At 75.3% G+C, this 25561-nt stretch carries 18 protein-coding genes; 12 read left to right on the forward strand and 6 right to left on the reverse strand.

What is annotated here, in order from left to right:
• Positions 1-62 precede the first annotated feature (62 nt).
• The 3 genes from IF45_RS0111950 to IF45_RS0111960 form a co-directional block, all read right to left on the reverse strand.
• Complete coding sequence (locus IF45_RS0111950; protein WP_037637943.1) at positions 63-1664, reverse strand: alkaline phosphatase D family protein; 1602 nt, start codon at positions 1662-1664, stop codon at positions 63-65.
• Positions 1665-2035: 371 nt separating this feature from the next.
• Complete coding sequence (locus tag IF45_RS34260) at positions 2036-4156, reverse strand: SDR family NAD(P)-dependent oxidoreductase (protein WP_030307277.1); 2121 nt, start codon at positions 4154-4156, stop codon at positions 2036-2038.
• 49 nt (positions 4157-4205) lie between these two features.
• Positions 4206-4937 (reverse strand): TetR/AcrR family transcriptional regulator, encoded by a 732-nt coding sequence (locus tag IF45_RS0111960; RefSeq protein ID WP_015506927.1) that lies wholly within the window; start codon positions 4935-4937, stop codon positions 4206-4208.
• Positions 4938-4993: 56 nt separating this feature from the next.
• Here IF45_RS0111960 and IF45_RS0111965 point away from each other — a divergent pair, with 56 nt between their 5' ends.
• Positions 4994-6409 carry an MFS transporter gene (locus IF45_RS0111965; protein ID WP_030307279.1) on the forward strand — a complete coding sequence of 472 codons (1416 nt, stop codon included), beginning with the start codon at positions 4994-4996 and terminating at the stop codon, positions 6407-6409.
• Positions 6410-6418: 9 nt separating this feature from the next.
• On the opposite strand, the gene IF45_RS0111970 is transcribed toward IF45_RS0111965, so the two are convergent.
• Positions 6419-8449 (reverse strand): CocE/NonD family hydrolase, encoded by a 2031-nt coding sequence (locus IF45_RS0111970; RefSeq protein ID WP_003951478.1) that lies wholly within the window; start codon positions 8447-8449, stop codon positions 6419-6421.
• A 59-nt stretch (positions 8450-8508) separates the two neighbouring features.
• Positions 8509-9810: an ATP-grasp domain-containing protein gene (locus tag IF45_RS0111975; RefSeq protein ID WP_003951479.1), complete on the reverse strand. Its 1302-nt coding sequence runs from the start codon at positions 9808-9810 to the stop codon at positions 8509-8511.
• 287 nt (positions 9811-10097) lie between these two features.
• Between IF45_RS0111975 and IF45_RS0111980 the strand changes: the two genes are divergently transcribed.
• The 4 genes from IF45_RS0111980 (at position 10098) to IF45_RS0111995 (ending at position 14774) form a co-directional block, all read left to right on the forward strand.
• A complete protein-coding gene (locus IF45_RS0111980; protein WP_003951480.1) occupies positions 10098-11435 on the forward strand; it encodes a bifunctional o-acetylhomoserine/o-acetylserine sulfhydrylase in 1338 nt (445 codons plus the stop codon).
• 14 nt (positions 11436-11449) lie between these two features.
• Entirely contained in the window at positions 11450-12613 is a 1164-nt protein-coding gene (metX, locus tag IF45_RS0111985) for a homoserine O-acetyltransferase MetX (protein WP_003951481.1), read from the forward strand.
• A 28-nt stretch (positions 12614-12641) separates the two neighbouring features.
• Complete coding sequence (locus IF45_RS0111990) at positions 12642-13913, forward strand: sulfite oxidase (RefSeq protein WP_030307281.1); 1272 nt, start codon at positions 12642-12644, stop codon at positions 13911-13913.
• 90 nt (positions 13914-14003) lie between these two features.
• The gene (locus IF45_RS0111995) at positions 14004-14774 is read left to right on the forward strand and encodes a class I SAM-dependent DNA methyltransferase (protein WP_030307284.1); all 771 of its coding nucleotides are present in this window, start codon (positions 14004-14006) and stop codon (positions 14772-14774) included.
• A 58-nt stretch (positions 14775-14832) separates the two neighbouring features.
• Here IF45_RS0111995 and IF45_RS0112000 read toward each other — a convergent pair whose 3' ends face one another.
• The gene (locus IF45_RS0112000) at positions 14833-15459 is read right to left on the reverse strand and encodes a TetR/AcrR family transcriptional regulator (protein ID WP_030307285.1); all 627 of its coding nucleotides are present in this window, start codon (positions 15457-15459) and stop codon (positions 14833-14835) included.
• 133 nt (positions 15460-15592) lie between these two features.
• Between IF45_RS0112000 and IF45_RS0112005 the strand changes: the two genes are divergently transcribed.
• From IF45_RS0112005 to IF45_RS0112035, 7 genes are all read left to right on the forward strand, one after another.
• Positions 15593-17044, forward strand: coding sequence for an amidase (locus IF45_RS0112005; RefSeq protein WP_030307287.1), 1452 nt, complete (start codon positions 15593-15595; stop codon positions 17042-17044).
• A gap of 257 nt (positions 17045-17301) precedes the next feature.
• Complete coding sequence (locus IF45_RS0112010; protein ID WP_018469535.1) at positions 17302-18924, forward strand: ABC transporter substrate-binding protein; 1623 nt, start codon at positions 17302-17304, stop codon at positions 18922-18924.
• 91 nt (positions 18925-19015) lie between these two features.
• Positions 19016-21103: an alpha/beta hydrolase family protein gene (locus IF45_RS0112015; RefSeq protein WP_030307288.1), complete on the forward strand. Its 2088-nt coding sequence runs from the start codon at positions 19016-19018 to the stop codon at positions 21101-21103.
• The gene (locus IF45_RS0112020; RefSeq protein ID WP_015506922.1) at positions 21100-22128 is read left to right on the forward strand and encodes an ABC transporter permease; all 1029 of its coding nucleotides are present in this window, start codon (positions 21100-21102) and stop codon (positions 22126-22128) included. The genes IF45_RS0112015 and IF45_RS0112020 overlap by 4 nt, the downstream gene beginning before the upstream one ends.
• Positions 22125-22955 carry an ABC transporter permease gene (locus IF45_RS0112025; protein ID WP_003951488.1) on the forward strand — a complete coding sequence of 277 codons (831 nt, stop codon included), beginning with the start codon at positions 22125-22127 and terminating at the stop codon, positions 22953-22955. Before IF45_RS0112020 ends, IF45_RS0112025 begins: the two co-directional genes overlap by 4 nt.
• The gene (locus IF45_RS0112030; RefSeq protein WP_030307291.1) at positions 22955-24826 is read left to right on the forward strand and encodes an ABC transporter ATP-binding protein; all 1872 of its coding nucleotides are present in this window, start codon (positions 22955-22957) and stop codon (positions 24824-24826) included. Before IF45_RS0112025 ends, IF45_RS0112030 begins: the two co-directional genes overlap by 1 nt.
• Before the next feature lie 50 nt (positions 24827-24876).
• Complete coding sequence (locus IF45_RS0112035; protein ID WP_008413403.1) at positions 24877-25476, forward strand: helix-turn-helix domain-containing protein; 600 nt, start codon at positions 24877-24879, stop codon at positions 25474-25476.
• Positions 25477-25561: the final 85 nt, after the last annotated feature.

Consider the following 25561-nt stretch of genomic DNA (forward strand, 5'->3'; position numbering starts at 1 on the left):
GTCAGGAGGGGAGCCGTGCCGCACCGGCGGCACGGCTCCCCTCGCGTGTGCGGCCCTCGGGGTCAGGCGGGCTTCAGGCCGGGGGAGCGGCGCTCGGTGACGAACGATCCGGCGGTGGTGAGCGGGGCGCCGGGCACGGTGACGGCGGAGACGGTGCGGAAGTCGGCGCGCGCCGACTCCTCGCCGAGGCGGACGGTGAGGTAGCCGCGGCGGCCGTTGTAGAACTTCAGGTGCGGGTTGGCCGCGTGGTACGTCTCCCAGTTGGCGGGCCGGTCGGCGCCGTCCTTGCCGCTGGCGATCGAGGTGGCGACCAGTTCGGTGCCGACGGTGCGCGAGCCCTGGTCGGCGAAGTCCCGCTTGATGTCGAAGCCGTAGCCGACGTGCACGTCCCCGGTGAGGACCATCAGGTGGTCGACGCCCGCCTGTTCGGCCCCGGCGAGGAGCCGCTCGCGGGAGGCCGGGTAGCCGTCCCAGGAGTCCATCGAGAGCTTGTAGGCGGAGCCGGTGGCGTTGCGCCGCTCGGAGAAGGTCACCTGCTGCGGGACCACGTTCCAGCGGGCCCGCGAGGTGCGCCACCCGTCGAGCAGCCACCGCTCCTGGGCCCCGCCGGTCATGGTGCGCGCGGGGTCCTCGGACTCGGGCCCCGGCGTCTTCCAGCCGTCGCCGTACGCCTGGTCGGAGCGGTACTGGCGGGTGTCGAGGATGTCGAACTGGGCCAGGTCGCCCCAGTGCAGCCGCCGGTAGAGCCGCATGTCGGGGCCGGTGGGGCGCTGCGGCAGCCGCAGCGGCTGGTTCTCCCAGTACGCGCGGTAGGCGGAGGCCCGGCGGAGCAGGAACTCCTCCGGGTCCACGTCGTTCTCCGGCTGGTCGCCCGCGTAGTTGTTCTCCGTCTCGTGGTCGTCCCAGGTGACCACGAAGGGGTGGGCGGCGTGGGCGGCGATCAGGTCCGGGTCGGATTTGTAGAGGCCGTACCGCAGCCGGTAGTCCTCCAGCGTCATGGTCTCCCGGTCGAAGACGGCCGGCAGCACCCGGTCGGTGTAGTTGCGGGCCCCTCCGGCGCCGTTCACGGCGTACTCGTAGAGGTAGTCACCGAGGTGCAGGACGACGTCGACGTCCTCGGCCGCGAGGTGGCGGTAGGCGGTGAAGTAACCGTCGTGATACGCCTGGCAGGAGACGGCGGCGAGGGCCAGTTCGCGGGTCCTGGCGCCCTGGCGGGGCGTGGTGCGGGTGCGACCGGCGGGGCTGGTGAACGCTCCGGCGCGGAAGCGGTAGTAGTAGACCCGGTCCGCGTCCAGGCCGTCCACCTGCACGTGGACGCTGTGGTGGAACTCGGGGTGGGCAGTCTCCCGGCCGCGTCTGACGACCCGGCGGAACCGCTCGTCGCGGGCCAGCTCCCACTCCACGGTGATCCGCTGCGCGGGCAGCCCGCTGTCCGGCTCGAAGGGGCGCGGCGCGAGCCGGGTCCACAGCAGCACCGAGGACGGGTGCGGGTCGCCGGAGGCCACGCCGAGGGTGAACGGGTCCTCGCGCAGCCGTCGCGCGTCGAACCCGGCGGCCTGCGCCGCCCCCGCCGCCGGCAGGTTGGTGGCGAAGGCCAGCGCGGCGGCGGCCCCGCCCAGCGTCAGCAGCCGCCGCCGGTCCAGGCCCCGGGCGGCCGCCCGCAGGGCGGCATCGTGGCGCGCGGACCGGGAGGGCGCGGCGGACGGTGCGGGAACGGTACGGGGGGTGGGGGAGTCAGGCAGGGAAGCGGTGGGCACGGGGGCACTCCTCAGCTCTCGACGGCGTGGCGCCGAAGGGAATTGGAGTGGCGGGGGACGACGCCGGAGGGGCGCGCGGGCGACCGGGGCATGGCGGGCTGATGAGGGTTGGGGGTGGCCGGATCGCGCCGGTGGGACAGGGGGCCGGGCGGGGACGGGGGACGGGCCGACGCGGACGGCGTACCCGAGGCGCGACCCTAGACCGAGAACTGACGCAGCGTCAGGCGACGCACCGGGGCGCCCGGTCATGCCCCCCGGCCGGGCGCCCCGAACCTGCCCTACCCCCGGTGCCGCCGCACCAGCCCCGCCGCCAGCGGGGCGTCGCGGAAGGCGCCGGCGGTGACCCGGGCGGCCACCGTGCGGCGGACCACGCGGTCGGCGAGGGCGGGGGCGTGGCGGGCGAAGGCCATCTCCAGGCGGCCCCGGCGCGTCGTCGCCACGTCGCGCGGGGCGCGGGGCGCGGTGGCGGCGGCCACCACCGCGTCGACGACGCCCTCGACCGGCTCGGGGCGGGAGACGCCGTCCAGGGAGAGGCCGGCGGCCCGGGTGGTGTCGTGGATGGGGCTCGCCACCATGCTCGGGTAGACCGTGGTGACGCCGACGTGGGTGCCGACCTCCAGCCGCAGCGCGTCGGCGTAGGCGGCCAGCGCCCGCTTCGACACACCGTAGGCGGCGGCCAGCGGGAGTGGCAGGACCGCCATCCGGGAGGCGATGAAGACCACCCGGCCCCGGGCCCGTTCGAGGTGCGGCAGCGCGGCGGCGGTCACCTCCCAGGCGCCGACCAGGTTGAGCCGCAGCTGGGCGTGGACCTCCTCGCCCGGCGCCTGCTCGGCGGGGGCGGGTCCGCCGCGTCCCGCGTTGTTGACCAGCAGGTCGACGCCGCCGAGCAGCCCGGCCGCCTTCGCGACGGCCGCCCGGGCCTGGTCCGGCTCGGTCAGGTCGCAGGGGACGACCGGGACGCCCAGGTCGCCCGGGTCGGTGAGGTCGAGCCCCACCACCTCGGCGCCGAGCGCCGTGAACCGGGCCGTCATCGCCCGCCCGAAGGTGCCCGCCGCCCCGGTGACCAGCACCCGGCGCCCCGCCAGCGGCCGGCCGGCGCCCGCGCGGGCCAGCTCGGCCCGGACGGTCCGCAGGTACTGGTCGATGTCGATCCGCAGGTGCGGGCGGCTCTCGCCCCACCGGGCCCGGGCGGCCCGCAGCTCCGCCAGGGCCGTCCGCCGGGCCACCGCCCGCTCCGGCAGCCGCCAGAGCCCCGCCCGGTACGCCGCCACCAGCCGGGCCTGCGCCTCCACCACGGGCAGCGCGGAACCGGTCGACTGCATCAGCCCCACGAACGACAGCGAGCCGTCCCCGGGCACGAAGACGTGCCGGTACAGCAGCAGCCGCGCCGGATCGGCCACCACGTCGCGGTCGAGGAAGGGCGTGGTCGCGCGGTAGCCGGTGCACCAGACGATGTGGTCGAACTCCTCGGTGGTCCCGTCGGTGAACCGCACCGCCCCGCCCTCGAACCGCTCGATGCCCGGCCGGGCGTCCAGGTGTCCGGCGGCGACCAGCGAGGGCACGGTGTCGCTCAGCGTCGGATGGTCCTGGAGCACCCCCCGCCGGGGCGCGGGCAGCCCGGGCCCGGCCGGGCGCCGGTCGGCCAGGCGCAGCACGGTCTGGGAGACGGTCTGCCGCACCCGCCACGGCAGGACGGCGGCGAGGGCGCCGTTGAGCTGGTCGGAGGGGCGGCCCAGCAGCCGCTTGGGCAGCACCCACACCCCGCGCCGGGTGGAGAGCGCCACCCGGCGGGCGTGGCCGGTCAGTTCGGTGGCGATGTCCATCGCCGAGTTGCCCGCGCCCACCACCAGGACCCGGTGCCCGGCGAACTCCCCGGGCACCCGGTACGCGTGGGCGTGCGACTCGGTGCCGGTGAACCGGCCCGGCGGGCGCGGCGCGGGCAGCTTCGGCGTGTGGTTGTGCCCGTTGGCCACGACCAGGTGGGCGACGCGCTCGGTGTACGGGCCGGCCGGTCCCTCCAGCTCCAGCGCCCAGCCGTCCCCGTCCCGCCGGGCCCGCACCAGGGTGGTCCCGAACCGGTAGTGCTCCGTCACCCCGAACCGCTCGGCGTACGCCTCCAGATACTCCAGGAGCTGGGCGCGGCCCGGGTAGTCCGGCCAGTCGGCGGGCATCGGGAAGTCGGAGAACTCGGTGCGCGGGCGGCTGGTGTTGAGCCGCAGCCCCTCGTAGGCGGCGGTCTCCCCGGCCAGCCGCCACAGCCCGCCCAGCGCCTCGGCCCGCTCCAGGCCGAGCACCGGCAGCCCGGCCTCGGCCAGCGCCTTCACCGCCGCGATCCCGGCGGCCCCGCCCCCGACCACCGCCGTCACGCCCGCCCGCGCCGTCCCGCTCCCGCCGCCCATGCCGCACCCTTCCCCGAATCCATCGCCTGATGGATTTACGTGGCCCGGATTATCGGCCACCGGTCCCCTCGGCGCCAGGGGCCGGGTACATCCGGTCCAGGAAGCGGTGCGCGTACGCCCGGAACTCGTACCGCTCGCGGGCCGCCGCCACCGGGTCCCGCTCGGCCGCCGCCAGCGCCGTGATGTGGCCGTGCGCCGCCCACACCAGGCTGCGCACCGTCACGTGCGGGGTCGGTTCCAGCAGCGTGCCGCCCGCCGCCGCGCCGAGCAGCACCCGCTCCACCCGCTCGTAGATCGGCAGCGCGTAGGCAGCGTCGAGCGCCGAGTCGCGGGTCGGCTCCAGCCAGCGGCGCAGCCACAGGAAGGTGGTGTGCGGATGCTCCTGGAGGAAGTCCACGAAGCCGTCGGCCAAGTGGTGCATGGCGGCCGCCACTTCCCCCCGGTCCCCGGTGGCGACGGCTGCGGCGAGCCGGTCCACCAGCGGGGCGAGGGCGCGCTGCTCCCGCTCGTAGACCCGGGCGAAACAGGCGTCGTACAGGGCCGTCTTGGTGGCGAAGTGGTGGTGGACGCTGGAGACGTCGATGCCGACCCGGGCCGCCACGTCGCGCATCGAGACGCCCTGCGGGCCGCCCCGCGCGAAGAGCGCGGTGGCCTCGGTGAGGATGCGCTCCCGGGTCGGCGGCGCGCCGTCCGCGCCGCGCGGCGGCCGGCCGGGCCGTCTCGCCCGCGCCCCGCCCGCCGCCTCGTCCCCGCCGTCCGCCCGGTCCTCGCTCTTTCTCATTCGGCCCAGTGTGGCTACGATCCGGTCCACCCGCAATCAAGCATCTGGTGGATTAGATGAGTCTGCCCGCCCCGTCCGGCGCCCCCGGGGAGCTCCCGGCCCCCGCCACGAGCCCCGGCACCCCCGCCCTGGTGCGCTACGCCCTGGGTTCGGCGGGGATGGGCGTGTACGTCACCGTCCCCGGACTGCTGCTCCTGTACTTCCTCACCGACACCCTGGGCGTCTCCCCGTGGCTGGCCGGGCTCGTCCTGCTCGTCCCGAAGGTCGTCGACGTCGTCCTCCACCCCTTCGTCGGCTTCCTCTCCGACGCCGACCGGGTCCGGCGCGGCAGCCGGCTCCGGCTGCTCGCCGCCGGCTGCGCCCTCGGCCCCGCCTTCGTCGCCCTCTTCGCCGTCCCCGGCCCGGTGGCGGACCGCCCGTGGGCCGCCGCGCTCTGGGTCGCCGGCTGGTTCGTCGTGGGCAACACCCTCTTCGCCGCGTACCAGGTGCCCTACCTCGCCACCCCCACCGACATGGACGTCGACTACGACGGCCGCACCCGGGTCCTCTCCTTCCGGATGGTCGTGCTGACCCTCGGCATCCTCGTCGGCGGCGCCGTCGCCCCGCTCCTGGTCGGCGACGGCGAGCCGACCGTCGCCGCCTACACCCTGATGGCCCTCGTCCTCGGCGCCTTCACCCTCGCCTTCCAGCTCGTCGGGGTGGGCGGCGTGCGCCGCCTGGTCCCGCCGCGCGCACCGGCCGGGCCCGCCGCCGCAGGGGAGCGGCGGGCCCGGCCGGTCCGCGACACCCTCGCCGACGTCCGCTCGGTGCTCCGCGCCAACGCGCACTTCCGCGTGCTGGCCGCCTCCTACCTGCTCGCCTCCACCACCACCCACCTCGTCCTCGCCGGACTGCCCTACTACACCCGCTACGAACTGGGCCGCCCCGGCTTCACCACCGTGCTGATGGCGGCCTTCGTGGCGCCCGCGCTCATCGCCACCCCGCTCTGGTTCCGGCTCTCCCGCCGGGCCGGCAAGCAGCGCTGCCTGCTCGCCGCCCAGTCCGGGTTCGCCCTCGGCGCGCTGGGCCTGGCGGCGGGCGACCGGCTGGGCCTCGCCCCCGTGGTCGCCGCGACGCTGCTGCTCGGTGTCTCCTTCGCCGGCATCCAGCTCTTCCCGTTCTCCATGGTCCCGGACGCCATCCGCGAGGCCGGTCCGGGCGAACTGGCCCGCACCGGCTCGTACCTGGGCGTCTGGACGGCGACCGAGGCGATCGGCTCGGCCGCCGGTCCGTACGTCTACGCCGGTGCGCTCGCCCTCGGCGGCTTCGTGGCCAGCCGCGCCGGGGACCAGGTGACACAGAGCGCCCAGGCGCACTCCGCGATCCTCACCGGCTTCACCGTGGTCCCGGCCGCGCTGATGGTCGTTTCGCTGCTCCTGCAACTCCGCTACCGCCTGGACGCGCGGGCCAGGAGCGGCCGCACGGCGGGGTGACCGCGCGGCTCAGGTGAGGTCGCGGTCGACGCTCACCTTCCAGTTCCGCGAGAAGACCCGCTCCTCGCCCTCGTAGGCGTCGAGCGTGGCGTACACGTGGAACTGCTTCTCGTCGCAGGTCAGCACGGTGTCGGTCTCGGTACGGGTGGACCAGTCGCCACGGGTGAACCGCATCGTCCAGGCGGAACGCCCGCGCACCGAGCCGAAGTCGTCGGCCACCCAGTCGTACCGCTCCACCGCCCGGCGGCCCACGTCGAGGCCGATCTCCTCGTACCGCGTGACGCCGCTGTCCTTCACGATGTCCAGCGCCGAGCGGTAGTCGACCAGGTCACGCGAGACCTTCCAGCTCTGCTCGGGCGCGGCCAGCTCCCGGGTCGCCAGGGGCTCCACCGCCTCGGGCTCCTCGAAGGAGATCCCCTCGTCGGGCTCGCCCACCGGCCGGACCGGCAGCGTCAGCGTGCTCGCCCCCGGCTCCACCGAGAGCAGCACCGGCTCCGGCGGCGGCCAGGCCAGCGGCCAGTACGAGGTGGAGAGCGAGAGGCGGACGCGGTGGCCGGGCGGGAAGGCCTGGGCAGTGCCGTTGAGCCGGACCACGGCCCGGTAGCGGCGCCCCGGGACCAGCGGTTCGGGGTCGCCTCCGTCCAGGTGGGTCAGGTTCAGCACGCCGTAGGTGACGCGGGTCGACGCGCCGTCGGGCGCCACGTCCGAGAGGCGGGCGGCGACCTGCGCGACCGGGCGGTCCACGGTGAACTCCAGCTCCACCGTGGGCGATCCGAGGATCTCGACCCGCTCCGGCAGCGGTTCGCTGTCGAAGACCAGCGAACCGCCGTCCTCCTCCCGCTGGTCGTAGGGGAGGTCCGGCGGCGCGTTGTACGAGGCCCACTTGCCGGCGAACTGCCCCACCGACAGCGGCGAGCGCACCGTCAGCGGCTCACCCGCGCCGGGCCCCTGAGGCTCCGCCTCGCCCGGATGCCCGATCCGGTGCGCGAAGAGCGGGTGCGAGACCGGCTCGATGCGCGGCGAGGGCAGCGAGGGCTCGCCGACCCAGCGGCCGGGCCGCTCCTCGTAGGAGGTGGACGGCGGCACGCTCTCCTGCATCCAGGAGCGGAGCATCGGGCCGTCCATGACCCCGTTCTCCTCGCCCTTGAGCCAGTGGTCCCACCAGCGCACCACCTCCTGGAGGTAGCCGATCGCCGGACCCGGCTCGCCCAGGTGCGGGAACTTGTGCGACCACGGGCCGATCAGTCCCTTGCGGGGCACGTCGACGTTCTCCAGCAGCCGGGTCACCGCGTTGGAGTACCCGTCGGCCCAGCCGCTGGAGGCCAGCACCGGCACCTGGAGCGCGGAGTAGTCCTCGCAGACCGAGGCGTGCCGCCAGTAGGCGTCGCGCCGCTGGTGGCGCAGCCACTCCACGACCCACGGCCCGCTGCCCTCCAGCCGCTCGTGCCACAGCTCGCGCCAGCTCTCCCCGACGACGGCCGGGTCGGGCGGGCAGGTGGCGTAGGCGAACATGGTGCCCGCCTCGGCGAGGTTGTCGGAGAGCATCGCCCCGCCCATGTAGTGCATGTCGTCGTCGTACCGGTCGTCGGTGAACGAGGCGAGCACCACCGCCTTCAGGCTCGGCGGGCGCCGGGCCGCCGTCTGGAGCGCGGCGAACGCGCCCCAGGAGATGCCCATCATGCCGGTGGCGCCGTCGCACCACGGCTGGTCGGCGATCCAGGCCAGCACCTCCTCGGCGTCCTGCTGCTCCCGCTCCAGGTACTCGTCGCGCAGCACCCCCTCCGAGTCACCGGTGCCGCGCAGGTCCACGCGGAGACAGGCGTAGCCGTGACCGGCGAGGTAGGGGTGGTGCATCGAGTCGCGGACCGAGCTGAGGTCCCGCTTGCGGTACGGGATGGCCTCCAGGACCGCCGGGACCGGATGCTCGTCGGAGGAGACCGGCCGCCAGATCCTGGCCGACAGGCGCACCCCGTCCGACATCGGGATGCGGACGTGCTCCTCCTCCTTGACGGGATGGGGCAGATTGCTGACGAAACGCATACGGGGGCAGCACCCTTCCTGTGCGGGGTCGTGCGGGCGGCGCGGGGGAGCGGCCGCGCTCAGGCGGCGTCGTCGATCACGAACTCCAGCGCCTCCACCGCGCGGTCGTACTTGGCCTCCAGCTCCTTGTCGCTGTCGGCGCCCACGTAGATGTGGGCCAGCTCGGCGCTGTAACTGTCCTGGCCGGGCATCTCGGAGAGCCGGACGCCCTCCTCGGGGACGATCTGGACCTTCACCCCCGGTATCTCACGCTCGATCCGGGCGACCTCGTCGGGCGTCGGAATACGGCGCACGACACCGTCACGGAATACCCGGTAGTACCACTTCGCGCCGTATTCGAAAGGCCCGTCGCCCCGCTTCACCCGCGGATCGCGGCCGAGTGCCAGCGAGATCATCCGGTGGTGATTGGGAACGCCGTCGACGTGCTCGAACATCTCGGCGTGCGACTGGGAATGGCGCGGATTGATTTCCAGGATGTTCACGGCGCCGGTCTCGGGGTCGTAGAAGAATTCGATGCTGAACGTCACCGATTCCATGCCCACCCGCCCGATGACGCGCCGCGAGATGTCCACGATCCGCTCCACCGTCTCCTCGGGCAGCTCCGCCGGGTACTGGTGGCGCAGGAAGCAGGCGCTGTTGGGGTACGTGTGCGAGTCCAGCACGCCGTACACCACCACCTCGCCCTGGTGCACGAACCCCTCGACGGCGACCTGTACGCCGGTCAGCGCCTCCTCGGCGAGGCAGGCGGCGCCGCCCGCCTCGGCGACCTCGTCGGGGAGGTCCAGCCGGTCCAGGATGTGCTCGAACGGGCCGCCGACGCGGTCGATCCCCTGCCTGATCTCGGCCACCGCCTCGCGGAACTCCGCTTCGTCACGGACGCCGAAGGCCAGTTCCGAGGAGAAGGACTTGACCGGCTTGAGCCACATCGGGAACGACACGCCCTCGGGCGGCCGGGGCGTCTCGGCGTTCAGGTCGACCAGGCCGAACCCCGGCACCGCCTCCGGCGCGACCTCGCGCTGGACCAGGCGGCTCCAGTACTTGTGCTCGCAGCGCACGATCGACTCCAGGGAGCTGGAGCGCAGCCCGCGCTCCTGGGCCAGGATCGGCACCAGCGTGCTCACCGGGAAGTCCCAGTAGCCGACCACCGCGTCGACGGTGCCCTCGAAGGCGTCGAGGGTGGCGCGTGCCTTGCGCAGGAGTTCCGGGAAGTCGATCTCGCCGTGCTGGAGTTCGTCCTTCGACAGCAGCGGATGGAAGGTGAATTCCTCCGCGCCCGGCACCGCGCAGAGGGTGTCGAGATTGTCCTCGTCGAGTCCGACGACGAATATGTTGAGGCCCTGGTTCTCCTGAGAAACGGTCATGGAAAAAACTCCTCCGGCAGTCGTTCGGTGATCGGCGTCTCCCTCGTGTGGGCGCCTGTTCGGCGCGGTTACCCGTGGCCTTGTCCAGCAAACTGGGGCGCGAATTCAGCGGGCGTGCGCCACGTCACCCGGCCCGACTGTTGCGCCCGCGTTGCGGGTTCGTGGCCAGTCGCCCGAACCGCTGTCGCCCCGCCCGCCAAGGCCCATAGCGTCCGGGCAGGCGGCGGGCCCGGCATGCTCCCGGCCCCCGCCGTGCCACCACCCGGACGACCCGTGCGAGGCCAGACATGAGCCAGCCCACCGACGCCACCCCCAGCACCGAACCCGCCGAGCCCGCCTGGTCGTTCGAGACCCGGCAGATCCACGCGGGGGCCGTCCCCGACCCGGCCACCGGCGCCCGGGCGGTGCCGATCTACCAGACGACCTCGTTCGTCTTCGACGACACCCGGCACGCCGCCGGGCTCTTCTCGCTCGCCGAACCGGGCAACATCTACACCCGCATCCACAACCCCACCCAGGACGTCCTGGAGCAGCGCGTCGCCGCCCTCGAAGGCGGGGTCGCCGCCGTCGCCCTCGCCTCCGGGCAGGCCGCCGAGACCCTCGCCCTGCTCACCCTGGCCGGCGCCGGCGACCACCTCGTCTCCAGCACCTCCCTGTACGGCGGCACCTACAACCTGCTCAGGCACACCCTGCCGCGCCTGGGCATCGAGGTGACCTTCGTCGACGACCCGGACGACCTCGACGCCTGGCGCGCCGCGATCCGCCCCACCACCAAGGCGGTCTTCGCCGAGAGCCTCGGCAACCCGCGCGGCAACGTCCTCGACATCCGGGGCGTCGCCGACGTCGCCCACGAGGCCGGCGTCCCCCTCGTCGTCGACAACACCGTGCCCACCCCGTACCTGCTGCGCCCCGCCGAGCACGGCGCCGACATCGTCGTCCACTCCGCCACCAAGTTCCTCGGCGGCCACGGCACCACCCTCGGCGGCGTCGTGGTGGACGCGGGCAGCTTCGACTTCGGCGCCCACCCCGAGCGCTTCCCGGACTTCACCGCGCCCGACCCCAGCTATCACGGCCTGCGGTACTGGCCCGACCTCGGCCCCGGCGCCTTCGCCGTCAAGCTCCGCGTCCAGCTGCTCCGCGACCTCGGCCCGGCCCTCTCCCCGCACAGCGCCTTCCTGCTGCTCCAGGGCATCGAGACGCTCAGCCTGCGCCTGGAGCGGCACACCGCCAACGCCCTGGCGCTCGCCGAATGGCTCCAGGCCCGCGACGAGGTGGCCGTCGTCCACCACCCGGGACTGTCCTCCAGCCCCTGGTACGAGGCCGGGCAGCGGTACCTGCCGCGCGGCGCCGGGGCCGTGGTCTCCTTCGAGCTGCGGGACGGTGTGGAGGCGGGCAAGCGGTTCGTGGACGCTGTCTCCCTCTTCAGCCACCTCGCCAACATCGGCGACGTGCGCAGCCTGATCATCCACCCCGCCTCCACCACCCACAGCCAGCTCGACGAGGAACAGCTCGCCGCCACCGGCACCGCCCCCGGCCTGGTCCGCCTCTCCGTCGGCCTGGAACACCTGGACGACCTCAAGGCCGATCTGGAGACCGGCTTCCGCGCGGCCAAGGGCGCGTCCTGACCGCCGTACCCGCCCTGCGGCCCCTCCCTCCCGCCACCGGCGCGTGGCGGGAGGGCGACCCGCCGGGCCGCCGCTCCTGGCACCACGCCGAGACCCCGCTGCCCCTGGAGAGCGGACGCCACCTGCCCGGCGTACGGATCGCCTACGAGACCTGGGGGCGCCCTGCCCCCGACCGGTCCAACGCCGTCCTGGTGCTGCACGCCCTCACCGGCGACAGCCACCTGGCCGGACCCGCCGGACCCGGCCACCCCGCCCCCGGCTGGTGGGACGCGCTCACCGGCCCCGGCCGCCCGCTCGACACCGACCGCTGGTTCCTGGTCGTCCCCAACGCCCTCGGCGGCTGCCAGGGCACCACCGGCCCCGCCTCACCCGGACCGGACGGACGGCCCTGGGGCCCGGACTTCCCGCACCTCACCATCCGCGACCAGGTCGCCGCCGAACTCCTCCTCGCCGACGCCCTCGGCATCGACCGGTGGGCCGCCGTCGTCGGCGGGTCGATGGGCGGCATGCGCGCGCTGGAGTGGGCCGTCGGCCACCCGGAACGCACCGGCGCCCTGCTCGTCCTCGCCGCGCCCGCCGCCGCCGGTGCCGACCAGATCGGCTGGAGCGCCGCCCAGGCCGCCGCGATCCGCGCCGACCGGGGCTGGCGCGGCGGCCGCTACCACGACGCCGCCCCCGGCGAGGGCCCCCACCTCGGCCTCGGCGCCGCCCGCCGCATCGCCCACCTCACCTACCGCGCCGGGCCCGGACTCGAAGCCCGCTTCGGCCGCGCCGCCCAGCCCGGCGAGGACCCCGCCGACGGCGGCCGCCACCAGATCGAGTCCTACCTCGACCATCACGCCGACAAGCTCACCCGCCGCTTCGACGCGGGCAGTTACCTCACCCTCTCCGCCGCCATGGACAGCCACGACCTCGGCCGGGGCCGGGGCGGCACCGCCGCCGCCCTCGCCCGCTACCGGGGCCCCGCCCTGATCGCGGGCGTCACCACCGACCGGCTCCACCCCCTCCACCAGCAGCGTGAACTGGCGCGTGCCCTGCCCGGCGCCGACCCGCTCGCCGAGATCGACTCACCCCACGGCCACGACGGCTTCCTGGTCGAGACCGGCCAGGTCGGCCGCCTGATCCGCGAACTCCTCGGCCGCGCCCTCGCCCAGCACCCCGCCCCGTCCGCCCCCTGACCACCCGTCACCCCGAAACGGAGACCCCATGCCGCCCCGGCCGTCCCACCCGTACCAGGCAGAGGCCACCTACGACCGCGCCCGCCTCGCCCAGTTCCTCGACGGCCGTGCCCGGGGCGCCGGGACCGACCGCCGCACCCTGCTCCGCCTCGCCGCCGCCGCGACCGCCACCGCCCCGCTGGGCGCCCTCGCCACGGCCACGGCCGCCGTGGCGGACCCGGCGCCCGGCATCGTCAAGCCGCTCCCCGCCGACCTGTTCACCGTGCGCGGCACCAACGCCGAGACCCGCTTCGCCGCCCTCGCCGGCACCGGCCACCTCACCCCCGCCGGCCACTTCTTCGTCCGCAACCACACCCGCACCCCGCGCATCGACGCCGCCACCTGGCAGCTCACCGTCCACGGCGACGGCCTCACCGGCGGCCCGCTCCGCCTCGGCCTCGACGAGCTGCGCGCCCTGCCCGCCGTCACCCGCACCGCCTTCCTGGAGTGCGCCGGCAACGGCCGCAGCCACTTCGCCACCCAGCAGGGCCAGCAGGTCAGCGGCACCGCCTGGACCCTCGGCGCGATCGGCCAGGCCCGCTGGCGCGGCGCCCGCCTCGCCGACGTGCTGCGCCGCGCCGGACTGCGTCCCGACGCTGTCGACGTGCTCCCGCGCGGCCTCGACGACGAGGTGGTCACCGACGGCGTCCCGCTCGGCCGCGTCCGCCGCCCGCTGCCCGTCGCCAAGGCACTGGACGACGTGATCCTCGCGTACGAGATGAACGGCGAGCCGCTGCCGCCCGACCACGGCCATCCGGTGCGGCTCCTGGTGCCCGGCTGGATCGGCATCTCCTCCGTCAAGTGGCTGGGCGACATCGAGGTCTCCACCCAGCCCCTCTACACGCCGTGGAACACCGACCTCTACCGCCTCTTCGGCCCCGGCCACCCCGAGGAGGGCAGCGCCCCGCTCACCCGGCAGACCCTCAAGAGCGCCTTCGAACTCGACGTGGACGCGCCCCTGCCCGCCGGCCGGATCACCGTGCTCACCGGCCGCTCCTGGTCGGGCGCGGCCCCGGTGCGCCGCGTCGAGGTCTCCACCGACGGCGGCCACCGCTGGCACCGCGCCCTGCTCCGCGACACGCCCGCCCGCAACAGCTGGGTCCGCTGGTCCTTCCCCCACCTGCCGCGCCACCGGGGCCCCGCCGAACTGCTGGCCCGCGCCACCGACGCCACCGGCCGCACCCAGCCCGCCACCACGCCCCACAACACCCAGGGCTACCTCTTCGACGCCGTCGTCCGGCACCGCGTACAGATCGTCTGAGCGGGCGGGCGGGCGGGCCGGGCTCTCGCCACCTCGCCGCGAGAAAAACCCTTCGCGCCCGGCCCCGCCCCGCCACTAACCTCGCCCGACGTGACGGAGACCACACGGCATCACCAGGAGCTCACGGACTACTTCGGCGAGCAGATCGCCGCCACCTACGACGACCCCACCTCCGAGATGTTCCAGCAGTCAACGGTCGACGCGACCGCCGCCGTACTCGCCGAACTGGCCGACGGCGGCAGGGCGCTGGAGTTCGCCGTCGGCACCGGACGGATCGCCCTCCCGCTCAGCGGGCGCGCCGTCCCCGTGCACGGCATCGACCTCTCCCGCGCCATGGTGGCCCGCCTGCGCGAGAAGCCCGGCGGCGAGGGGATCGGCGTCGAGTTCGGCGACTTCGCCACCACCCGCGTCCCCGGCGGCGAGGCCGCCTTCCACCTCGCGTACCTCGTCTTCAACACCATCGGCAACCTCACCACCCAGGACGCCCAGGTCGCCTGTTTCGCCAACGCCGCCCACCACCTCCGCCCCGGCGGCCGCTTCGTCATCGAGGTCGTCGTCCCCGAACTCCGCAAGCTCCCGCCGGGCCAGGACACGATCCTCTTCCAGCAGGGCCCCGCCGTCTGGGGCTACGACGTCTACGACACCGCCACCCAGGCGATGTCCTCCAACTACGTCACCCTCGACGGCCCCCACAGCCGCTTCCGCTCCATCCCCTTCCGCTACGTCTGGCCCGCCGAACTCGACCTGATGGCCCGCCTCGCCGGTATGCGCCTGACCCACCGCTGGTCGGACTGGAACCGCGAGCCGTTCACGGCGGAGAGCGGGAAGCACGTGTCGGTGTGGGAGAAGGAGAGCCGGTAGCGCTTCGCCGCCGCGCCGGCGGTTGAGCGCGGCGACCGACAACAAGGCCGGGAGGATGTCAGCCGACGGCCGGCCGGGGTGCGTCGAGCGGGGAGCCGTGCCGGTCCACGATCCCCTCAACGATGCTCATCAGGCGTTCCCCCGCCCGGTCGATGCTTCCGTTCTGCGTGCTGACCTGCGCGCCTTCGAGTACGAAGGTGATCTCGGCCGCGGCCTGCCCGGGGTCGGGCAGTCCGGCCTCGGCGCACATGCCCACCAGCCTGCGGGTCTGGTGGGCCTTGTGCTCCTCGATCACCTGCCGCGCGGGGTGGGAGCGGTCGGGCAGTTCGGCCAGGGAGTTGATGAACGGGCAGCCCCGGTGCGAGAGGGCCGGCAGTCCTTCGGCGATGAAGCGGGCCAGGCCCACGATCTGCTCCCTGGGCCGGCCGGGGTGTTCGGCCTCGACGCGGTCGAAGGCCGCCTGATAGTCGGCGGCGACGATCCGCATCCACTCCGCGACCAGCGCGTCCTTGGTCTCGAAGTGCCGGTAGATCGCCATTTTGGTGGTCGCGGCCTTCTCGGCGATCGCCTGGACGCTCACCCGCCGGATTCCCTCGCTCTGGAAGAGCTCTTCCGCCGCGTCGAGGATGCGCTCGCGGGGCGGCAGTCTCGCCACCCTGCCCGGCCTGCCGGCGGTCGATGTCATGGCTGCTCCGTGACGTCCGCCCGCGTGCGGGACCTCTTGCCTCATGGCCCCCACGGTACCAGTCAGGCCCATGCGATACCGTGCGGTATCGCATGAGACTCATCGGTATTGTTCCTTCCGTCAGGAGTGAGAAGTGAGAGTTGCCGAGTACGTGCACCACGACGCGGTCGGACTCGCGAAGCTGGTGGCCGACGGGGAGGTGACCGCCGCCGAACTGCGAACAGCCGCGCTCGAAGCCGCGCGGGCGGTCAATCCGCGGATCAACGCCATCGTGGAGACCTGGCCGGCCGACGGCGGGCCCGGGCCCGCCGGTGCGCCACTGGCCGGGGTCCCTTTCCTGATCAAGGACATCGGGGCCGCCATGGCCGGGCGGCGCACGGAGCTGGGCAGCCGCCTCGCGGCCGGCAACGTCGCACGCGCCGACTCGGCCCTGATGCGGCGCGTGCGCCGCGCCGGACTGGTGACGTTCGGACGTACCGCGACATCGGAGATGGCGTACAGCATCACGACGGAACCCGTGCTGTACGGCGCGACCCGTAACCCGTGGGACCCGGAGCGGAGCGCGGGGGGATCCAGCGGGGGTGCGGGCGCGGCCGTGGCTGCCGGGGTCGTACCGCTCGCCCACGGCACCGACGCCGCCGGCTCGCTCCGTGTCCCCGCCGCCTACAACGGCCTCTTCGGGTTGAAGCCCACCCGGGGCCGGGTCTCCCTGGGCCCCGACTTCGACGAGCTGTTCAGCGGTCTGGCCGTGGCCGGCGGTGTCAGCCGCACGGTGCGCGACAGCGCGGCCCTGCTCGACCAGGTCAGCGGTCCGGAGCCGGGCGACCCCTACTTCGCCCAGCAGCCGTCCCGGCCGTACGCGGAGGAGGTCACCCGCGACCCGGGCCGGCTGCGCATCGGTGTCCTCGCCCAGGCGTGGGGCGGACGCCGCACCACCGCACCGGTGGCCGACGCCCTCTCCCGTACCGTGGCTCTGCTCGAATCCCTGGGCCACCGGGTGGAGGAGGCCGAGGCCGGCCTCGGCGTGGGCTGGGAGGAGTACGTCCTGGCCAACGCCCGTCTGTTCACGGCGAACCTCGCGGCCACGGTCGACGAGCTGGCCGCCGCCTTCGGCCGGCCCGTCGATTCCTCCACCCTCGAACCGGCGACCCTGGCCGGCTACCACTACGGGCAGCGGGTCGGCGGCGCCCAGCTCGTCGCCGCTCTCGCGGTACGGAACCGTGTCTCCCGCAGCCTGGCCCGGTCCTTCGGTACCTACGACATCCTGCTCACGCCGACCGTGCCGGAGCTTCCCGTGCCCTTGGGCGCCTATGCCGAGGGCGCGCGGACGCTGGACGGCCTCGGCTGGATCGGCACCGTGTTCGACCGCGCGCCGTTCACCATGCCGTTCAACATGGCGGGCACGCCCGCCATGTCCGTGCCGTTGGCGGCCGACGCGGAAACGGGGCTTCCGATCGGTATGCAGTTCGCCGCCGGACACGGTCTCGAAAGCCGCCTCTTCCGCCTCGCCGGCCAGTTGGAACAGGCGAGCCCGTGGTCGGGCCGCGTCCCCGCGATCTGGGCGGGGGATCGCACGGGCCGCTGAGCGGCGCCCCGCGGCCGGGAGCCGGCGAGCGGGTAGCTGATGCGCCGTCAAGGTGACTGCCGACGCGCGGAGATGGTCACTCCGGCGGCATCTCCGCCGCCCCCTGCTCCTGTCGGCGTCCCACCCCGCCCCGCCCTCACCCCCGTCCACCCCTCGGACACCCATAAGCCCACCTTTGACCTCCTCCAACCTCGTCGGATACTGTCCCGGCCCAGTTGGGTCGTACTGATGGACATAGGCGGGGTGGGTGGTTCCGGATGGAGCGGGAAAGTGGTGGGATCGGCAGACGCCGGCTGCTCGGGCTGACGGGGGCGGGGCTGGGGGCGCTCGCCGCCTCCGGGCTGCTGGCCGCCTGTGCTCCGCCGCGCCGCGAGGAGGACGAGGGCGGGCAGGGCGGGGCGAGCCCGGAGAAGGTCACCCTCGCTCTGCCCTCCTCGCTCAGCAGCCTCGATGTCGGCCGGGAGTCGGGGACGCTCAACTACGCCGTGGCCTGCCTGGTGCAGGAAGGGCTGCTCTCCGTCAGCCCGGACGGTGAGCTGCGGCCCGGCCTCGCCGCCAGGTGGACCCAGCCGGACGAGCGGACGTACGTGTTCACCCTGCGCCGGGGTGTCACCTTCAGCGACGGCACCCCGCTCACCCCGGACGACGTGGTCGCCTCGGTCGAGGCGATCCGCGACCCGAAGAACACCAACGCGCTCGCCTACCTGTACGCCCACGTCACCTCGGTCAAGGTCACCGGCGACCTGGAGGTCACCGTCCGGCTGAAGAAGCCCGACGCGCTCTTCCTCTGGACGGTGAGCCCCAGCGGGCTGCTCGTCTCCAGCCGCGCCTTCCTCAAGCGCCACCGGGGCGAGGTCGGCACCGGGAAGACCCTGCTGCTGGGCACGGGCGCGTACCGGGTCACCGGGTTCGCCGCCGACGACCATGTGCTGCTGGAACGGAACGACGCCTGGTGGGGCGAGAAGCCCGGGGTGCGTACGCTCAAGCTGGACTTCGTCCCGGACGCGGGGACGCGGCTGGTCGCGATGAAGTCCGGGGCGGTCGACGGCGCGCTCGGGCTCGCCTCGGACGAGGCACGCGGCTGGGAGTCGGCCGCCGAGGTGACGTACACCGAGGACCGCTCGGTGGTCGCCCTCGCCTTCGACACGGGCAAGGCACCCTTCGACGACCCCCGGGTGCGCCGGGCGGTGGCGCACGCCGCCGACCGCGCGGGGATGGCCGAGGGCATCCTGCACGGGAAGGCGCAGGTGGCGGCCGCGCTGCCGTCGCCCGGCATGTGGGGCGACCTGCTCCCCGCCGAGCAGGTCACCGCGGCCTACGACCGGATCGCGCTGCCCGCCCACGACCTGGCGGCGGCCCGGAAGGAACTCGCCGCCTCCGGCCACCCCGACGGCTTCACCGCCGAACTCCACTACCCGGGCAGCGGCCCCCAGCTCGGCAAGGCGGCCCTCGCCCTCGCCGCCGAGCTGAAGAAGATCGGCGTCACGCTGAAGGTCGAGGAGATCACCCTGGAGCAGTGGATCGCCGAGCTGGGCTCGGGGAAGTTCCCGCTCCAGTTCCTCTGGTACTTCCCCACCACCGGCGACCCCGCCGAACTCCTCGACGCGTACCTGCACGGGGAGGCCGAGGCCACCAACATCGCCCGGTACGACCAGGCGAAGGTGACCGGGGCTCTCAAGGCCGCCACCACCGAGACCGACAGCGGGAAGCGTGGCGCCCTGCTGCTGGAGGCGGTCACCGAGGCCGCCGGTGACCTGCCGTACCTCCCGCTGTGGTGGGCCTCCACCGCCACCGCGCTCTCCGGCCGGCTCGCGCTCGGCGGCGGTGACGGGCCGTTCGCCCTCACCGGCCCCTGGGCCGCGCGGCTGCGGAGTTCCTGACGCCGGGGAGGGCGGGTTCCGCCGATGACCCGCCCTCCCCGGCCCCGCCCGTCCCCTCCTCACCCCGAACACGACAAGGACCCGCCCGCCGATGACCGTCGCAGCAGCTTCCCCCGCGCCCCCGAGGCGGACCGCCGACACCGTCCGGCGCGTCCTCGGCGAGGCGCTGCGGCTGACCCGGCCCGTCGAGGCGCGGATCAGCCCGGACGGGCGCCACGTCGCCACCGCCGCGGCCACCCCGCACGGCGCCCGCCTCGTCCTCACCCCGGCCGCCGCCTCGCCGGACGGCGCCCCGCACGGACCGGGACCCGGCGCGCCCGCCGCCGAACGCCACACCCCGCGCTGGCTCCCGGACTCCCGCACCCTGCTGCACGTCGCCGAACCGCCCGGTGGCGGACCGGCCCGCCTGGACGCCCTGGACACCGGGGACGGCACCGTGCGGACCCTCGCCCAACTGCCCGGCGCCGTCGAGGAGCTGCACGTCTGCGACGACGGGCGCGAGGCGCTCGCCCTCTGCGCCGCCGACGGCGCCGAACGCGACGGTATGCACCTCGGGCTGCCCGTCCGGCTCGGCCCCGCCCCGGCCCCGGAACGCTTCGCCCCCGGCCTCGGCGCCCGCACCCTGCACCACGTCGACCTCGCCGACGGCCGCCGCACCGAGGTCTCCCCGCCCGGCCTCACCGTCTGGAACGCCGCCTGGCGCGGCGGCACCCTCGCCGTCGCCACCGTCGGCGAGGACCCCCTGCCCGGCGGCTACTACGAGGCCCGCCTCGCCCGCCTCGACCTCGCCGCCCGCACCGCCACCACCCTGTACACCCCGGCCGGGCAGCTCGCCGCGCCCTCCCTCAGCCCCGACCTGCGCACCGCCGCCGTCGTCGAGGGCATCTCGATCGTCTCCGGACGCCCCGTCACCGTCGACCTCACCACCGGTGCCGTCGGCCGCCCGGCCGGGACCGAGGACGCCACCTGGCTCCACCACGCCGCCGACGGCACCCTCTGGTACGCGGGCTGGGACACCCACGGCTCCCGCGTCGGCCACGCCGGACCCGAGCCCCGCGTCCTGTGGCGCGACACCGTCACCCTCGGCGGGCCCGCCTTCCAGCCCGCCCTGTCGCTGAGCGCCGACGGCCGGCTCGCCGCCACCGTCCTGGACGCCCCCGGCCGCGCCCCCGAGACGGTCCTCGCCCCCACCTCGGGCCCGGGCGCCTGGCAGTGGCGCCCCGTCACCGCCCTCAACCCGGACCCCGGCCCCGGACTCGCCGCCCTCACCACCGAGGAGACCCGGTGGCACGCCCCCGACGGCACCGAGGTGCACGGCCTGCTGATGTACGCCGGTCCCCGCGCGGCAGGCCCGCGCCCCCTCGCGCTCCTCGTCCACGGAGGCCCCGCCTGGCTCTGGTCCGCCGGGTACGCGCCCGGCGACGTCCTCGGCCTCGCCCCGGCCCTCGCCGCCGCCGGCCACCTCGTCCTCCTCGCCAACCCGCGCGGCAGCAGCGGCCGGGGCCTGGACCACGCCCGTGCCGTCGTCGGCGACGTCGGCGGCGGCGACCTCGACGACCTCCTCGCCGGGGTCCGCCACCTCACCGCCGCCGGCCTCGCCGACCCGGACCGCACCGCCGTCCTCGGCCACAGCTACGGCGGCCACACGGCCGCCCTCCTCGCCGGCCGCACCGACGCCTTCCGGGCCGCCGTCGTCGTCTCCGCCCCCACCGACTGGCTCAGCTTCACCCACACCAGCAACATCGGCGGCGGCTACGACCGTGCCTACGCCCTCGGCGACCCCACCACCCCCGCCGGCCGTGAAGCCCTCCTCGCCCGCTCGGCCGTCCTCGCCGCGGGCGGCCGGGGCACCCCCACCCTCCTCCTGCACGGCGAGGCCGACCGCGTCACCCCCGTCGGCCAGGCCCACGAGCTGTACCGGTCCCTGGTCCGCGCCGGCCGCGCCCCCGCCGAGCTGTACGTCTACCCGGGCGAGGGCCACGAGTTCACCGACCCGGACCACCTCCTCGACGCCGCCGCCCGCGCCGCCGACTGGCTCGACACCCACCTCGGCGGCCCCGCCCCCGACCCGGCGCACCCCGCCGCACCGACCACCCCTCCCAGGGCCGCGCCCGAGGACGACGTCCCCCGTGAGTCCTCCGGCGCGGCCCGCCCCCTCCCCGTACAGGAACGCCCGTGAGCACCCCGCCGCCCCCGGTCCCGCCCGCGCCGGGCGTCGCCGCGCGGCTCGGCGCGGCGCTGCCGCCCCGGTACGTCGCCCGGCGGCTGGCCGGGACCGCCGTGCTGCTGGTCGTCCTGTCGGCCGCCGTCTTCGCCCTGCTCCAGCTGGCCCCGGGCGACCCGGCCCGTACCCTGCTCGGCGCGCGTGGCGCCACCCCTGAGGCACTCGCCGAGGTACGCGCCCGCCACCACCTCGACCAGCCGGTCCTCGTGCAGTACGGGCACTGGCTCGGCGACCTGCTCCGGCTCGACCTCGGCACCTCCATCCGGACCGGCGAGTCCGTCGCCTCCGCCCTCGGCGACCGGGCCTTGCTCACCTGCCAGCTCGTCGGCCTCGGCTTCGCCACCGCCCTCCTGCTGGGTCTGCCCCTCGGCGTCCTCGCCGCCTTCCGCGAACGCCGCCCCACCGACCGCGCCGTCCAGGGCCTGGGCGTCGTCACCCTCTCCACCCCGGCCTTCGCCAGTGGCCTCGCCCTCATCTACGTCTGCGCGCTGATGCTCGGCTGGTTCCCGGCGTACGGGGCGGGGGAGGGCGGCCTCGACCGGCTGCGCCACCTGGTGCTGCCCGCCGTCACCCTCGGACTCGCCGTCATGGCGGTGCTGCTGAAACTGACCCGCGCCGCCGTCGTCCGCGAACTCGCCCGCGACCACGTCACCTTCGCCCGAGCCCGGGGCGTCGGCCCCCGCACCGTCCTGTTCCGCTACGTCCTGCGCGGCGCCGCCGTGCCGGTCACCGCCGGGGCCGCCCTGGTCCTCGCCTACCTCCTCGCGGGCACCGTGATGGTGGAGACGGTCTTCGCCCTGCCCGGCCTCGGGCCGCTCCTCGTCGACTCCATCACCTTCCGCGACCTGCCCGTCGTCCAGGCCGTCGCGCTCGCCGTCGCCACCCTGGTCTGCCTCGCCAACCTCGCCGCCGACCTCGCCCAGCCCCTCCTCGACCCCCGCCTGCGCACCCCCGCGCCCACCCCGAAGGCGGCCCGATGACCCGCGTACGCCGCTCGCGCCGCCCCGGCCGCCTCCTCACCGCCGCCTGCGCCACCGTGCTGGCACTGCTCGCCCTGGCCGCCTGCTTCGGCACCGCCCTGCTGCCCGGCTGGGACCGGCAGGACCTCGCCCTCGGCGCCGCCATGCCCGACGCCACGCACTGGCTCGGCACCGACGCGCTGGGCCGCGACATCGCCCAGCTCCTGGTCGCCGGGGCCCGCTCCACCCTCGCCGGCGCCGCCCTGGTCGCCCTCGGCGCGATGGTCCTCGGCAACGCCCTCGGCCTGCTCGCCGGTTACCTCGGCGGCCGCGTCGACGCCGTCGTCCACCGCCTCGCCGACCTGCTGCTCGCCCTGCCGGCGCTGCTGGTCACCCTGGTCGTCGCGGGCATCGGGGGCGGCGGGTACGCCCTCGCCGTCGGCGTGCTGGTCGTCCTCACCTCGCCCGGTGACATCCGCCTGGTCCGCTCGGCCGTCCGCGAACAGCGCCACCTGCCCTACGTCGAGGCCGCCGAGACGCTGGGGCTCTCCCGGGCGACTGTGGCCGTCCGGCACATCTGGCCCAACGTCCTGCCGGTGGTCGTCGCCAACACCCTGCTCAACTTCGCGGGCGCCGTGGTCTCCCTCAGCGCCCTCTCCTTCCTCGGCCTCGGCGTGCCGCCCGGCGCCCCCGACTGGGGCCGCCTCCTCGCCGACAACCGCACCCTCCTCTACGACAACCCCTCCGCCGCCCTCGCCCCCGCGCTGCTCATCGTGGTCGCGGCCGTCGCCCTCAACCTCCTCGGCGACCGGCTCCACGAGGCGTTCACCGACCGTGGGAGGTCCTGATGGCCGTGTCCGCCCCCGTCCCCGCCACCCCGCTCCTCGCCGTCGAGGGGCTGCGGCTGGCCGCCACCGCCTCCGGAACCCCCGTCCCCCTCCTCGACGGCGTCTCCCTCACCGTCGGACGCGGGGAGTCCGTCGCGATCGTCGGCGAGTCCGGCAGCGGCAAGTCCCTCACGATGCGCGCCGCCATGGGGCTGCTCCCGGACGGCGTCGAGGTCACCGGCGGCACCGTCCGCCTCGACGGCACCGACCTGGGCACCCTGCCCCCGCGCGAGCGCGCCGCCCTGCGCGGCCACCGGATGTCCCTGCTCCTGCAGGACCCCTTCACCATGCTCCACCCGCAGCTGACCTGCGGACGGCAGATCGCCGACGGCCTGCGCCCCGGCTTCGCCGCCCCGGGCGGCGGACGGGCCCGCCGGGCCGCCGTCCGGGCCGAGGTGGTCCGGCGCCTCGCCGAGGTCGGCCTGGACGCGGCGGTCGCCGACCGCCACCCGCACGAACTCTCCGGCGGCATGCGCCAGCGCGTCGCCACCGCCGCGGCCCTCGCCGGCGACCCGGACCTGCTCATCGCCGACGAGCCCACCACCGCCCTGGACGCCGCCAACCGGCGCGCCGTCCTCGACCTCCTCGGCGAGCTGCGCGCCCGCCGCGGCATGGGCCTGGTCCTCGTCACCCACGACCTGCGCGCCGCCTTCTCCGCCGGTGACCGCGTCCACGTCCTCTACGCCGGGCAGATCCTCGAACAGGGCCCCGCCACCCGCCTCCACACCGTCCCCGGCCACCCCTACACCGCCGCCCTCCTCGCCGCCGAGCCCTCCCTCACCGAGCGGTACGCCGAACTCCCGGCCCTGCCCGGCTCGGTGCCGCCCCCGGGCAGCCGGGGCTCCGGCTGCCCCTTCGCCGACCGCTGCCCGCACACCGCCGGCCTCTGCCGCACCACCCCGCTCCTGGCCACCCCCGTACCGGGCGCGCCCCAGGACCCGCCGCACCTCACCGCCTGCCTCCGCGCCGCCGAACTGGGCCCCGGCCTCGCCCCCGTACGCCGCACGGTCGTCGAGCGGGGCGGCGAGGAGGAGGGGGACCCGGAGCCCGCGCCGGAGCAGGCGGCCCTGCACCTGCGCGGGCTGCACCGGGTCTTCCGCTCGCCCGCCGGGGACCACACGGCCCTGCACGAGGTCGACCTGACCGTGCGGCGGGGCCAGATCGTCGCCCTGGCGGGCGAGTCGGGCTCCGGCAAGACCACGCTGGCCCGGATCGCCGCCGGGCTGGAGAGCGCCGACCGGGGCACCTGCGTGGTCGGCGGTGTCCCGCTGACCGCCGGGCGCAGGCCCACCACCGCCGAACGCCGACGGCTCGCCTCCCGGGTCCAGATCGTCTTCCAGGACCCGTACTCCTCGCTCAACCCGCTGCGGGACGTGGGCGCCACCCTCCGCGAGGCGCTGACCGCGACCCGGGGGCGGCTCCCGCGCGCCGAGGCCGACGCCGAGGTGGCCCGCCTCCTCGACCAGGTCCGGCTGCCCGCCTCCTACGCCCGCCGCCGGCCGGCCGCCCTCTCCGGCGGTGAACGCCAGCGGGTCGCCGTCGCCCGCGCGCTGGCCGCCCGGCCCGAACTCCTCATCTGCGACGAGGCGGTGGCCGCGCTCGACGTCTCCGTACAGGCGCAACTCCTCAGCCTCCTGGGGCAGTTGCGGGACAGCGAGGGATTCGCGGTCCTCTTCATCACCCACGACCTGGCCGTCGTCCGTCAACTCGCCGACCGCGCCGTGGTGATGCACCGGGGCCGGGTGGTCGAACAGGGCCCGGCCGCACGCGTCCTGGACCGCCCCGAGCACCCCTGGACGCGGCGGATGCTCGACGGCCACCTGACCCCGTGACGCCGCCCGGTACAGTGCGCGGGCGCACCCCGAGCGATCCGAGGAGAATCGTGGACGCCAACGGCACCGAGACGCCCACCCTGGTCCCCGGCCCCCGGACGGGCCCCGGCGCGGCCCGCGAGGCGCTCGCCCAGAACGTCCGCCGCCACCGCCTCGCCCGGGGCTGGAGCCTGCGCGAACTGGGCGCCGCCACCGGCATCAGCAAGGGCCTGCTCTCCCAGATCGAGCGGGCCGAGGCCAACCCGACGCTGGAGATCCTCACCCGCCTCGCCGACGTCCTCGCCACCACCTGCACCGACCTGCTGCGCCGCCCGCTGCTGCGCCCGGAGATCGTCCGCGCGGCCGAACCGGCCGAGGAGCCGGGGGAGACCTCGGTCCACTTCCTCTTCGCCCAGGGCGAGCTGGGCCGCGCGGAGTTCTACCGCTCGCGCCTCCACCCGCACGCCCAGAGCCAGGTCTCCTCGCACGGCACCGACTCGGTGGAGTACGTGACGGTGGTTTCCGGCCGCGTCGTCCTCGTCGTCGACGGCGAGCGGTACGCCCTGGACCAGGGCGACACGGCCCGCTTCTCCGGCCTGAGCAGCCACCACTACGAGACCGAGGAGTCGACGGCGGTCACCCACACGGTGGTGGGGTACCCGCGCGACTGACCCCGCGACACGGCCCGCCGCCCCACCGCGCCTGACCGCCCCGGCGCCCACCCCCGGGCAGAATCCCGGGTGGCCGTACCCGGCC

It is taken from the genome of Streptomyces albidoflavus, from assembly GCF_000719955.1.
GTDB classification, from domain to species: Bacteria; Actinomycetota; Actinomycetes; order Streptomycetales; family Streptomycetaceae; genus Streptomyces; species Streptomyces albidoflavus.